Genomic DNA, 13,654 nt, shown 5'->3' with positions numbered 1-13,654 from the left:
CTTATAAATCAGATTTCAGAGGGTTTGACGTATCATTATATTTGTCTCTTAGTACTTCCAGTTTTTCTTTAAGCCGTTCGATCACTTTTTTATATTCGGATTGGTTATAGAGATTAACCAGTTCCTTGGGATCTTTCTCCAGATCATACAGCTCCCAGCAGGAGTCGGGCTCATGTCCCATTCGCTGAAGGCCGTAATAATATATCAGTTTATACCTGTCGGTACGGATGCCGTAATGGCTCGGACGCCTTTCCTGATGGGTCCAGTAGTGGTAATACATCGCATCCCGCCAGTCATCAGGGGTATTGCCTTTGAGATTCTCCCGGAAACTTCTTCCCTGCATGTAGTCAGGAATATCGGTACGGGCATAATCCAGGAGAAGCTCCGGAAAATCAATGTTAAGGATGATGTCCTCCACAGTGGTTCCCGGGTCAATCTCTTCGGGATACCTGATGATGAAAGGCATTCGGGCTGATTCTTCAAGCATGAACCGTTTGTCGAACAGGTTATGTTCTCCCAGAAAGTAACCTTGATCAGAGGTATAGATCACGACAGTATTTTCTGTCTGACCGGTCTTCTCAAGGTATTCCATCACGCGTCCTATGCTCTCGTCAATTCCGGCCACGCCTCTCAGGTAATCTTTGATGAATTTCTGATAGGTTGCCCGCCTCTTCTTGTCGGGGTCGTCTGTATTTAATTTTAGCGGTGGAGGAGCATAGCGTTTGGGTCTTTCCAGGAAACGGTTCATCAGAATTTCAAGGGGCCAGCCTTTAAAGACTTTATTCTTCGGACTTTCATCCCGCAGCAGGTCTTCGGGTTCGGGCAGCGTCTCTCCCTTATAAAGCCATTGGTATCGTTCGGGCCCGTAAAAAGGCTCATGTACCGATTTGAAGTGCAGCATCATGCAGTAAGGTTCCTCTCTGTCATCGCGGTTTTTCAGCCAGTCCAATGCCTGCGAGGTGATCACATCCACCGAATGGCCATCATATTCTTTTCCATCTCCTTCCCAGTCTTTTCCGGATTCATAAAGCGTGGGATTGTGGTAGTCACCCTGTCCGTGTAATACGTTATAATAATCAAATCCGGAAGGCTGGCTTTTTAAATGCCATTTTCCCACAAGGGCTGTCTGATATCCGGCTTCTTGCAATCTTTTGGCAAGATTGTCCCGTTCCGGGTCGAGCCTGCCCTGCAGGGTCTTTGCCCCATTCAGATGGCCGTACTGGCCGGTTAGGATCGACGCCCTGGAAGGGACACTGATCGAGTTGGTGCAGAAACAATTCTGCAGCAAGGCACCCTGGCTGCGCAGCCGGTCTATATTTTGAGTAGGGGCATAGTCGGCCAGCCTCGATCCGTAACACCCCCATGCCTGACTGGTGTGGTCGTCGGCCATGATGAAGAGGATGTTCGGACGTTCCTTATTCTGCTGCTGGTTGTCTGCAGCGGCTTCTCCATCCGGTAAAAAACCAATTGTGGCAAGCCCTGCAAGGCCATAAATTAAACGGTTTGCGTAGAAGTTGGGCGTTGTGTTTTTCAACATCATGCGTTACTTTATATTGTTCCTGAATTATTGTTGTTTGATTTCCACGTAAAACGGAAGAATATGCCTTCCCTGGCTGCTGTACCAGCTTTCTACACTGTATTGTCCCTTTTTTAGATGTATCCCCGGCATGGTTATTTCTCTTGTATTTTCGCCCATACCCATTTCATTGTGAATTGTCCGTTTAACCGTACCCATGCGAAGGTTCATGGTACCGCTTTCTTCCAGCGGTTTGTGAAAATGGAAAACAATATCGTAATCTGCTTCCTGAACCACTTCAATATCCCAATATCCATAAATTTCCATCTGGTTCCATATCCCCGGTTGCCCCTTGGCATCATTACGGTTCAGAATGACGGGGTTTTCCTGATCGATTCCCACTTTGATGGACTGGATTTCGTTAAGATGAGGACTTTCCATGATCTTCCCGTACCAGTCATCAAACAGGGATTTGAATTCACGGGCCTGTTCCTTGTTGGATGAGAGGATATTGTCCTGTTCATAGGGATCTTTTTCCAGGTTAAATAACTCCAGATCTTCAAGAGATGCGGTGTAAGGAGCATGTCCCACCAGTTTGTAATCCCCCTTCCTTACGGCAACATTCCGGTAAGGTTCCGGATAGCTTCTTTGCCAGTAGAAATACAACGGGCGGTCGGCCCAGGGTAACTCATTTCCCTGGATGAGCGGAAGCAGACTTTTCCCGTCTATCTGCACTTCTTTTTCCATAGATATGTTACAGATATCCAGAATAGTGGGGAGTATGTCAATATGGGCGGCGGGAACATCCACCGTTTTGTTTGACGGAAATTCGTCTCCCAGCTTCATGAGGAAGGGTACATGGATTCCGCCTTCATAAACGCTGCTTTTTCTCCCTCTGAAACCTCCCTTGTATCGGCGTTGCTGAGGTCCGTTGTCTGTCAGGAAGATGATCAGTGTGTTTTCCTCCAGGCCATTTTCTTCAAGGGTTGTGAAGAGCTTTTCCATGTTATCATCAATGTTGGTGACCATACCATACACTTTGCGGGCGGCTTCTTTCTCGCTTTCCGACATATCATCCGGGAAAGGCCGATTGCCCGGAAAGGCTTCACGGTCGGAGGGATCTATGTTCTTATACATCTCGTAATATTCCTCAGGTAGTTGCAAAGGTGTATGCGGAGCATTGAATGACAGATAAAGGAAAAAAGGCTCCGCTCTGTTTTCCCGGATGAAGTCAATGGCTTCCTCGGTATATACATCGGAACAATAACCTTCAGTCTGTACTTCTTTGCCGTTTTTGTACAACACGGGATCGAAATAGGAGCTGTCGAACTCAAAATAGTTGGCTATATCACCCACCTGGCCGATGCCCCCGCTTCGATGTACAAGTGAGGTAGTAAATCCCTGATCTATCGGTCTGAAAGGATAGTTGTCTCCAAGATGCCATTTGCCAAAGATTCCCGTGTGGTATCCGTTGTCTTTGAGTATTTCAGCCACCGTAACCTCCTCGTTGGCCATTATGGCGCCTCCGTTATAGGTATCATATATGCCGGTGCGCAGCGAATATCTCCCGGTCATAAGGCTTGCCCGGGTAGGGGCACTTACGGGTGAAACATAGAAGTTGGTAAATTGTACGCTTTCCTCAGCCAGACTATCTGTTGTTGGGGTTTTAACAATGGAATTTCCTGTAAAGCCCAGGTCTCCGTATCCCTGGTCGTCAGTCATGATCAGGATTACATTTTTTTTGTCTGCATTTTGTTCTGCTTCCCCTTCGGTGGCATGGTTACATGCCGAAAAAAGAAGGGATGCTATACCTAAAGAAGATAAAACGGAAGTATTCATTCGGATAGAGTTTGATTATATGTTTATAATTCAATTAAATAAAATCTCAAAATTTGAGTCTTGTGCTTCATTCGCCATGGAACCCGCATGCTTTATTCATTGCCTTGTTGTGAAGGTCCCTAGATGCGGGTTTCATAAGCTATTTGTTTATATGGATTATTCAGATTCAGGTAGGTAAGGATCCTTTTCCGGAACCTTGTATTTATCCCTCAGTTCTTCCAGTTGTTCTTTCAACCTGCGGGTAATTTCATCGTATCCTTCCTTGCCGTAAAGGTTGTTCATTTCTTTAGGGTCCTTCTTCAGATCGTACAGCTCCCATGTGTCAATGTCATAGTAAAAATGCATCAGCTTATAGCGTTCGGTGCGGATTCCGTAATGCCGTTTTACCGAGTGGGCACCGGGATATTCATAGTAATGATAGTAGAGCTTGTCGCGCCACTCAGTATCTTTTCCTTTCAACAGGGGAACCATTGAGCGACCCTGCATATCCTCAGGAATTTCTACTCCTGCTATATCCAGCATGGTAGGGGCATAGTCTATATTCTGTACCATTTCATCAATTTCGCCCCGTGCCGTATACCCTTTGGGGGGTCTCATGATGAGTGGGGTTCGCAGGGACTCGTTATACATGAACCGTTTGTCGAACCAACCGTGTTCTCCCAGATAAAATCCCTGGTCGGAAGCATAGATTATCAATGTATTTTCAGCGAGGCCTTGTTCTTTGAGGTATTCCATAATTCTGCCTACATTCCGGTCTATTCCGGCAATAGTCCGCAAATAATCGGTAAGGTATTTCTGATATTTCCAGCGGGCCAGTTCTTTGCCTTCCAGGTTTGCGTTTTTGAAATCATTGATTCTGGGATCATATTCTTCATTCCAGGCCTTTCTCTGGGCAGGATTCATTCTGTTTATTTTACTCTTGAAACCTCCTCTTCCGTTTTCTATTTCTCCCTCGTCATCCAACAGCTTAAGATCCCATACCAGCCGCATGTCCTTCCATATGCTCATTTCTTGTTCCTGAGCCGCTTTTCTTCCTTCGTAATCGTCAAAGAAGTTAGATGGAACGGGAAATTTCGTATCATCGAATCTGTCAAATTCTGTTGTGTCAGGCATCCAGTTTCGATGGGGTGCTTTGAAATGTACCATCATGCTGAAAGGCTTGTCTTTATCCCTTTGCTTAAGCCAGTTGAGACCAAAATTGGTGATCAGATTGGTAGAATGGCCTTCTTCTTTGACTCTTTTGCCATTTTCTATGAATACCGGGTTGTAATAGTCTCCTTGCCCCGGCAATACTTTCCAGAAGTCGAAGCCTGTGGGCTGGGTTTTCAGATGCCATTTACCGATCATTGCAGTTTGATAGCCTGCATCCTTCAATAATTTCGGGAAGGTCACCTGGGTGCTGTCAAAGGGTTCGCGGTTGTCGATAACCCCGTTCAGATGGCTGTGTTTGCCGGTGAGCAGCACAGCTCTGCTGGGGGCGCTGATGGAGTTGGTGACAAAACTGTTGGTAAACTGAACGCCTTCTTCTGCAATTTGGTCCAGGTTCGGAGTTTGGATAAGTTCTCCGCTGTAACAGCTTAAGGCTTGATAAGCATGATCGTCAGCCATAATATAAATAATATTGGGCTGTTCAGGCTTATCATCTTCGGAGGTGTCACAGCCGGTTAATCCTGCAACGGCAGCCCCTCCCAGGCCTAAAATGAACCATTTGGCTTTTATTCCTTTGCATGAGCTTTGAGCATAGAGATCCATTAAGGGATTGAATGATTTCATAGGGCTTATGGTTTTATTTAGATTTATCCATATTCAGAAGTAATATCTTTTAACAAAAATAAAAATAATATTTGCGATTCATAGTTAATTGAGGACAGACTTTAATATATCAAACTCTAATCCAGATAAGCTGGAAATTCTAAATGTCAAAATCCTAAATTCTAAATTCTAAATTCTAAATCCTAAACAAATTCCAATGATCCAATATTTTAATGATCAAAACAGGAGCTCTAAAAATAAAAAGTAAGGAACTCCTAATTTTAAATAATGGTGGCAACACATTGATCTCAATCTTTTAAGACCGCAATTAAAGTTTTAATCTTCATCTATGGGAAGTAGATTGTTATCGAATACATAGGTTTTTCCTTCCCGGGTATTGAATGTTATGGTGGAATCTCTATACCGTAGGGTGCACATATTGCCCTGTTTGGAGGTTACGGCCACTCTTCTCAGCTTATGATTGTCCCAGTGAATGTCTACACGGAAATTTCCTCTGGCCTGTAACCCTCTGATATATCCCTTTTCCCACTTATCGGGCAGGGCCGGGAGGATACGAATGGTATCCCTGTGGCTTTGCATCAGCATTTCTGAAATGCCTGCAGTAAATCCGAAGTTTCCGTCGATCTGGAAAGGCGGATGGGTATCGAACAGGTTGGTCAGTGTGGATTCTTTAAGCAACGCCAGGGCATTTTCATGGGCCCTCTCCTCATCCTGCAGCCGTGCAAAAAGGCTGATGATCCATGCCCGGCTCCAGCCGGTATGGCCGCCGCCATGAGCCAGGCGTCGTTCAATTGTTTTTTCCGCGGCTTTGAATAGTTCTGGTTTGCCCGGATGAATCGTCGTTCCCGGGTATAATCCGAAGAGATGGGAAATATGGCGGTGGCCCGGATTCTCTTCCTCATAATCCCTGATCCACTCCTGTATGGTACCATCGTCCCCTATCTGAACCGGCGGCAATTTCTCACGGGCTGTACGGAGCTTTTCTTTCAATCCGGCATCTTTGCCAAGGATGTCGGCTGCCTGAATGCAGGCGGAAAAGAGGGTATGGATGATCTGGATATCCATAGTGGCTGCCACAGTTAACCGCTGAGGTTCTCCCGTTTCGGGATGGATATAAAGGTTCTCCGGGGAGTGGGACGGGGCGGTTACCAGTTGTCCCTGCTCATTTTCTATCAGGAAGTCGAGTATGAATTCCGCCGAACCTTTCATTAATGGATATATTCTTTCCTCCAGCAGTTGCTTGTCGCGATAGAATTCATAGTGTCGCCACAGAGGCATCAAAAACCAGGCTCCCGCCACGGGAAAGTATCCATTGTTTATTTGGGATTCCTCCGTAGAGCCCGAAGGTGTAGTCCTGCCGAAAACGTTTGTACAATGATGGACTACCCAGCCATCTGCTCCGTACATTTTGCGGGCTGTTTCTTTTCCATGTTCTGCCAATGATTCGGCAAAATTGAGGTAAGGAATGATCGTCTCCGGCAGGTTTCCGGGATTGTGCGGCCAGTAATTCATCTGCAGGTTGATGTTCAGGTGATAATCTGCTTCCCAGGGAGCCCACATTTCTTTATTCCATACACCCTGGAGATTTGCCGGCAATCTTGCAGGATAACGTGAGCTGTTCATCAGCAGGTATCTGCCGTATTGAAACATCAAAGCGACCAAAGCAGGGTCCGCTTTATCTTCTTTTAAGGCTTCAAGACGTTTGTTTGTAGGAAGGTTGTCTTGCTGGCTCTGTCCCAGATTAAGGTCCACCCTTTCGAACATCTCCCGGTGTTCTGCAACATGGTGTCTGCGAAGCACTCTGTAAGGTTTTTGCATGGCATTATTAACTGTTGCACGGGCTTTAGCCACCGGATCAGTGGTGCGGTCAAAATTCATGGTGCTTAAATCATAATCTGTAGCAGCAGAAAAAAGAATGGTTACCTGGCTGGCCTCCTTAATTTGTAAGGTGCTGTCCCTGGAAATAATGCTTCCGCCCTCTGTCGAGGCCTTCAGGACTCCGCCAAACCGCATGTGTTTTCCACCAGGACCGGATCCGCCCGGGTTGGGTTCGGGTCCTTCCGGGGGCTTCCTGTCAATAATCTGACCTTTAAATATAAGGGTGTTGTTGTCTGCGGCTTTCGTCTGGGCATCTTTTGAGCGGGTAAGGTGAATATCCAGGTTAAGCTTATCTCTATCTCCTGCCTGAAGCCTTATTACCAGAACATCGTCCGTTGCGGATATGAAAGTTTCCCTGGTATGATGCTGCCCCTCCGAATCAAAAGCTACGTTTGAAATGCCTGTATTGAGATTGAGTTCTCTACGATAGTTATTGGTATCATTCAGTCCTTCAAATGACAGCAGGATGTCTCCTAACGGCTGGTATGAGCGAAAAGAAGTGGGGCGTTGCGTGCCGTATTGCTGCATCAGCTTTTTGGCCCGCGCCGGATTGTCATTCAGCAGCGCTTCCTGTATCTCTGGTAAATGTTCCCTGAATTCAGGAGGATGTGCATCTACCGGTTGTCCTGCCCACAGGCTTTCTTCGTTTAGTTGTATCCTTTCCTGCTGTATGGTTCCATATACCATGGCCCCAAGTCTGCCGTTACCAAGCGGCAGGGCTTCTGTCCATTCTGCTGCCGGCTGATTGTACCACAGCATGAAAGGTGGATCTTCACTCTCGGGTAAAGACCAAACATTAATGGATATGAGTAAAGCGAAAAGGAGAAAAATTGGGCGATAAAGGGTTTTTAGGGTTTTCATGACTTTGAATTTCTTATCTGTTTGGTTCCAAATATAATAAAAACTAATGTTTTTTTATTCATTCGGTTAACAGTTTATTAAAGCTTTGAATTCCAATTTGATTTACATGCTAAATTCATACACTCTGCTTGTATTGCCATGGAACCCGCATGTTAATCATCTCCTTGTTGTAAAGGTTCCTAGATGCGGGTTTCATTCCATAATTTGAATTTTCCGGTTTTCTGTATTGAATCCGGAAAGTTCAACCGACATATCCGCTGTTTCTTTCTCAGCACCCGCGGGGAGATCAATTGTTACTGTTTTCGACTCACCCGGAAGCAAAGAAAAATAATTGTCCGAATAAAAAGCGGGGAGAATCCTTTCATTGCTCTTGGAGTCGTGAAGCTGAAGCCGGTTCCAAAGGGCAGGAGTACTGCTTTCATTTTTCAGGTTGATTTTTATAGTGCTATCATCTAGCCTTTCGTCACTCAGGGATACCTGAACCTCTTTCAATTGGTTCAGATACCTAAAGTTATAGCGGTTGTCACTGAGCCAGTAGAAATTTTCGGAAATTTCTCTGTTGTTTTCTAAAAGCTTTAGCTTCACAAAGAACACTTTGGTGGTATCAGATGGAGGATAGACTTTGAATAGCCGTTTGGTATCCATGGAAGGGATGGAAATACTTCGAACTGTTTTTTTATGTTGCTTTCCCAACCTGTCATAAATACTGCTTTCCAGTGTAAGATTTTCTTTGTTGTGGGCAGTAGTATTGACGACTTTTACACTTCTATCGCCCAAATTAACTTGAGCATGCAATGGTTCTGCTGCTTTCCTGACACCATAAAAAGCACCGTTTTGTGCCAGTGAATGGTCGTAGAGCTGACCTCTCAGTGAGCTCCAGGGATTCTGGGTTTTCCATATCAGCACCCCGGTGTACCAGTTCCACATCTGTGCATTCATGCCCTCTATAAGGGAACGGTATTGCAGATAATTGGCAATCTGTGCCTGTTCACAGAATGCCTTTGCAGTTTCGGGGGTACCATAAATATCGATGTAATCAAAACGACCGGTACTGTAACCAATATAGCAATGGTAGCGCCATTCTCTGTCAGGTTCATCTTTTGTGCCGGGAAAATTTTTTATATGTTCGGGAGAGAGGATTTTTTCAAGAGTTTCATAGACCGGCATCCCGACAGAGCCAATCTCCGAATTAAGGGGATAGTGTCTTTTGTTGAAAAACATCTCCGGATCCTGGTAGCCGTAAGGACCATCTCCAACTGTTCCGGGATATATGTTCTGGGAAAGGTTTTCTGAAGTGGACAACTCGAAATACTCCCTTTTTCTGTCGAGATCAGGAAAGATTTTGTTTTTCAATGAATCGTTGATACCGGGAGGGGGAGGAAATTCATTGCCACCGATCCATACACAAAGGCTTGGATGGTTGCGCAGCATCTTTATCTGATCCCTTGCTGACTTAAGGAATAGCTGGTGATTATCGGGATATTGACGCCTTTGTTTGCGGTTTTCCTTTTTCTTCGGATCCCTCCATCTGCCGTTGCAATCTCCTGTTATCCATAAATCCTGCCATACAAGTATGCCGTGCTTGTCGCAGGCTTCATAAAATTCGGGCCTTTCAGTAATGGAGCCGCCCCAGATGCGGATGGTATTCAAATTGGCTTCTGCATGCATCCGTACTTCATGCTCATAACGTTCAGCAGACAATCGAAGCAAGGCATCCGAAGCGATCCAGTTGCCTCCCCGGATAAAAAGTTTCTGGCCGTTGACCCTGAACATACGTCCTCCTGAAGATGTATCCATTTTTGTGGTAATATCCCGGATTCCGATTTTCAGGTTTTTGTTGTCGGAAGTTTGACTGTCTTTATTAAAAAATTGTATTTCTACCGGATAGAGGTTGGCTTTTCCCATGCCGTTGGGCCACCAGAGTTTTGGATCCTGAATTTCCAGGGTTTCGAATTCGATTCGTTTTTTGCTTCCTGCCGGTATTTGGATGGACATAGTATCTGAATAAGCTCCCACTTTATAAGTGCAATAACCTGAAAGCGCTTTTTCCCCATGATTTTGTGCCTGAACAGCAACATTCACATAAGCGGGGTACTGTTCTTCTTCCGGTTCCCGTTTTCCGGGAACATCCGTTATAATATACGGATCTTCAAGCGTTACCGGCCCGCTGGTGGTTACGGAGATCTTGTCCCAGATGCCGGTATTCCGGTCACGGATGGGTTTTATCCAGTCCCAGCCGGCAGTAAACTGCATGGTTACATTTTTGGCTATGATACCGTCACCCCCCTGACCACCATTGGCCTTTCCCGGTGGATTGGGCGGATGGACCAGTATGGCCAGCCGGTTCTTCTCGCCCCGCTTTGTGAGATCAGTGATGTTCAGCCGATGGCGGAGAAACATTCCTTTTATGCTATCACGGTTTACTTTATGGCCGTTCAGATATATTTCGGCGGAATAATTTATGCCCCGGAGATTGAGCCATACATTTGAGTATTCCTTTGATTTCGGGATTTCAAAAGTAGTATAGAACCAATAGGTGTAGTAATCCACCCCTGTATTATAAATGTCGGGTATCGAGTCGTTGTTTGTTGCATAAAAGGGATCCGGAATTTCGTTATTGTGCAGGAGGGTGGTGAGGACTGTTCCGGGGACCACTGCATTCAGCCAGTTGTGGCTGTTGATGTCGTGGCGGGTTAATGTCTGGCCATCCTGCTGGGTTTGATTGGCTTTTTTGGCATACCAGTCACCTGTTAGATGATTCTCCTGGGCGGTTACCACAGAGACAAAAAATATTGCAAATAGAAAGAAAATGTATTTTTTACTGATGAAGCAGGGAAAATGTCTTTTTTCCATTATACTGATCTTTATTTATTTCAACAAATTGTTCATTTTTATTTTGGCCAGGTAAATGGCCGTTTTTTCTTCATGACTGGAGTAATAGGATACCCAGAGTTTGTTGTTGAAGATCAACATTCCCGGATAGCTTGTATCTCCCCCGCTGGGCAGGTCGATGGTTTGCTTTAAGTTACCTTGTCTGTCTGTTACAAAAAGAGCTGTTCGGGCTCCCGAATCTTTGTAATGGCGGCTGCCAATACAAAGCTTATCATCCGGCAGAAAAAGGAAATTGGGGCCTCCCAGGCGAAATCCCAGTTCATGCCAGGTCCAATCCTGATAAGGCGGCCGGCTTTTGCCCAGCATCCCGTTGGCGCCATTGCCACGACGAACCAATACGAACATCTGTTCTCCGTCGAAGCGGATGGTAGCCTCATTTGGTTTTGAACCCACATCGAGTTCGCAAACGTGTTGGTAGGAAAGGCCATCTTTTGTTTTCAGAAGTCTCGTTTGCCAGGTATCGTCCGGTAGCCGTGTTTGGTAAACTACAGCATAACCTGTGTTTTTTCTCCATGTGGTTCTCCATATCCAGTCGTGTTGCGTGCGAACGGATTCTTCTATGGCAACCGGTCTGGGTTGGGTAAAATCAGAACCATTGCCCGAAAATGCAACGTGGGATAATTTCTCCAGATTTTCACCTTTCCGGTAATGCGAGCCTCCCATGAGCACCATAAGCTTGTTGTCCGGAGTTATGGAAAGTTTCGGATCGCGAAGATCATATTTGTCGCTTGTTAAAGAGGCCACGGAATTCCATTCGTTTCCATCCTTAGAGCGAATGATATGAATGGTTCCATTTTCTGTTGTATCATGGGGAACGTGGCTTTCACCTTCCCGGAATGTGCAGTAAAAATAGGATTTGTACCGTATCAGATCGGTGAAGGCATTATGGGGAGCTTTGTCCCAGATCTTTCTTATTTCCGGCTGCTGTCCGTAAACGAAAATGGGGCCTAAAAAGGCTAAAAATAAGATGAAATATAAAACAGGTTTTTTCATATTACTAAACTTTTGAAATGAGTACTTTATGGCTTTTCCTGGGATTTCAATATTAAGAAACATTTTTGTACGACCTGAATTCATAAAGATATAAAAGAATTTTGTTATTTTGGTACAAGAATTTATATCTACCATAAATGATATTACGATGAATGATTATCACTTAAAGAGACTAAGCGAATATATTTTGCTGGTACTTACCGTATTTTTTATCTCCTGTGGAACGGAAAACGAGATTCATGTTTCCCCGGATGGAGATGATTCCAGTGCTGGTAATGAGGAAGCACCATTAAAGACCCTGGGAAAAGCTCAGGATGAATTGAAGGACCGGCTCTCTGAAATGAAGCAGGGTACTTTAAGGGTGTTGTTGCATGATGGAACCTATACGCTTCAGAAGCCGCTGACCTTCAATGAAGATTTTGGTGGCAATAAAAACATTGAGATCATCTGGCAAGCTGTTCAGGGAGCCGAACCTGTGATAAGCGGGGCGAAGTCAATGAAGCTGGAAACTACAACAGAGATCTGCAGCCTATCCTTTTCCGGTCCCAAAGAATTGTTTGATCTTTATGTCAACGGGAAACGAGCCAGGCGGGCCAGAACTCCCGACAGCGGATTTTTCCGGTTTGAGAATGTGGAGGAAGAAATTATTGAAAAGGGGGATGGAAGAGTGCCGGAAAAAGCAGAACAGCAGCTTTTCTTTCCGGAAAAGACTACAGCAGACCTGTTGGGTTTATCCCTCCCGAAGCTCCAGGATGTGCGTTTTCATGCCTTTTTTAAGTGGGACAATACCATCCGTTATTTGTCGGGTAAAAGTGAAAAGGCTGGTGTATTTAAAACCATGGGAACGGGCATGAAACCCTGGAATCCCATGAAAGAAGGTACGCGCTTTTTCCTGGAAAACTATAAAGATGCCCTGGATGCGCCAGGCGAGTGGTATGCTTCGAAAAGCAACGGACAATCCAAGCTTTATTATATACCCAAAGAAGAAGAAAAGGGTCAAAATTTGAATTTCAACATTCCGGTTACTGACAAGCTTTTGGTGATCAAAGGGACTCCGGAGGAAAAAGTGAAAAACATAACCTTTGAAGGCATCCGTTTTCATCATTCCAATTACAACCTCCCGCGTTCCGGTTTTGAGCCCGCCCAGGCTGCCAATACGATAGGTGCAGCTTTGGAGATTGATCATGCAGAGAATATTGTATTTGAGGATTGTGAGATAGCCCATACCGGGCAGCATGGAATCTGGTTCCGTAAAGGCACGAATGATTGTGTTATGAAGCGATGTTATGTCCATGATCTGGGAGCAGGGGGCGTAAGAATCGGAGATACGCAGATACCCGAAGATTCATCAAATCTCACGGAGAACATTCAGGTAGAAAATTGTATCATACAGGGAGGCGGATATAATTTTCCCAGTGGTGTAGGCGTATGGATCGGACAAAGCGGGAACAACAGGATCCTGCATAATGATATTGGCAACTTCCGGTATTCAGGGGTTTCCGTCGGATGGGTCTGGGGGTATTCCTACAGCCCGGCCAAAAAAAACAAAATAGAATATAATCGCATCCATCACATCGGGTGGGCCCTGCTAAGCGACATGGCAGGTGTTTATACCCTTGGTAAATCGGAAGGTACGCAGATCAACAACAATGTAGTCCACGACATTCATGCCTATTCCTACGGTGGCTGGGGATTATATACCGACGAGGGATCTTCGGATATCACCATGAAGAACAACCTGGTATATAATACAAAAACCGGCGGATTCCATCAGCACTACGGTCGTGAAAATAACATTACCAACAATATATTTGCTTTTGCCGATATGTATCAGGTTCAGGCTACCCGTGTGGAAGACCACCGCTCCTTTACTTTTGAGAACAATATTGTGGTCGGAAGAGA

Annotated in this window: 7 protein-coding genes; 1 reads left to right on the top strand and 6 read right to left on the bottom strand. The window is 45.2% G+C overall.

The window, feature by feature from the left end; translation table 11 throughout:
* Nucleotide 1 precedes the first annotated feature (1 nt).
* The 6 genes from KGY70_09290 to KGY70_09265 all read right to left on the bottom strand — a co-directional run bounded on the left by KGY70_09290 (nucleotide 2) and on the right by KGY70_09265 (nucleotide 11,752).
* Nucleotides 2–1,537 carry a sulfatase gene (locus KGY70_09290; GenBank protein MBS3775370.1) on the bottom strand — a complete coding sequence of 512 codons (1,536 nt, stop codon included), beginning with the start codon at nucleotides 1,535–1,537 and terminating at the stop codon, nucleotides 2–4.
* A 27-nt stretch (nucleotides 1,538–1,564) separates the two neighbouring features.
* Nucleotides 1,565–3,355 carry an arylsulfatase gene (locus tag KGY70_09285; GenBank protein MBS3775369.1) on the bottom strand — a complete coding sequence of 597 codons (1,791 nt, stop codon included), beginning with the start codon at nucleotides 3,353–3,355 and terminating at the stop codon, nucleotides 1,565–1,567.
* A gap of 156 nt (nucleotides 3,356–3,511) precedes the next feature.
* Nucleotides 3,512–5,107, bottom strand: coding sequence for a sulfatase (locus KGY70_09280; GenBank protein MBS3775368.1), 1,596 nt, complete (start codon nucleotides 5,105–5,107; stop codon nucleotides 3,512–3,514).
* A gap of 336 nt (nucleotides 5,108–5,443) precedes the next feature.
* Nucleotides 5,444–7,867, bottom strand: coding sequence for a glycoside hydrolase family 95 protein (locus KGY70_09275; GenBank protein ID MBS3775367.1), 2,424 nt, complete (start codon nucleotides 7,865–7,867; stop codon nucleotides 5,444–5,446).
* A gap of 192 nt (nucleotides 7,868–8,059) precedes the next feature.
* Nucleotides 8,060–10,720, bottom strand: coding sequence for a beta-glycosidase (locus KGY70_09270; GenBank protein ID MBS3775366.1), 2,661 nt, complete (start codon nucleotides 10,718–10,720; stop codon nucleotides 8,060–8,062).
* Between the two features lie 15 nt (nucleotides 10,721–10,735).
* Entirely contained in the window at nucleotides 10,736–11,752 is a 1,017-nt protein-coding gene (locus KGY70_09265; GenBank protein MBS3775365.1) for a hypothetical protein, read from the bottom strand.
* Between the two features lie 148 nt (nucleotides 11,753–11,900).
* Here KGY70_09265 and KGY70_09260 point away from each other — a divergent pair.
* A partial coding sequence (locus KGY70_09260) for a right-handed parallel beta-helix repeat-containing protein (protein ID MBS3775364.1) occupies nucleotides 11,901–13,654 on the top strand: 1,754 nt, incomplete at its 3' end.

Source organism: Bacteroidales bacterium (assembly GCA_018334875.1).
Lineage (GTDB): Bacteria > Bacteroidota > Bacteroidia > Bacteroidales > UBA12077 > JAGXLC01.
Note: the sequence above shows the minus strand (reverse complement) of the source record. Positions and strands in the feature narration are given on the sequence as shown.

Coding starts and splice junctions, on each gene's coding strand:
- KGY70_09275 (MBS3775367.1), bottom strand. CDS start 7,867: ATGAAAACCCTAAAAACCCTTTATCGCCCAATTTTTCTCCTTTTCGCT.
- KGY70_09290 (MBS3775370.1), bottom strand. CDS start 1,537: ATGTTGAAAAACACAACGCCCAACTTCTACGCAAACCGTTTAATTTAT.
- KGY70_09265 (MBS3775365.1), bottom strand. CDS start 11,752: ATGAAAAAACCTGTTTTATATTTCATCTTATTTTTAGCCTTTTTAGGC.
- KGY70_09280 (MBS3775368.1), bottom strand. CDS start 5,107: ATGGATCTCTATGCTCAAAGCTCATGCAAAGGAATAAAAGCCAAATGG.
- KGY70_09270 (MBS3775366.1), bottom strand. CDS start 10,720: ATGGAAAAAAGACATTTTCCCTGCTTCATCAGTAAAAAATACATTTTC.
- KGY70_09285 (MBS3775369.1), bottom strand. CDS start 3,355: ATGAATACTTCCGTTTTATCTTCTTTAGGTATAGCATCCCTTCTTTTT.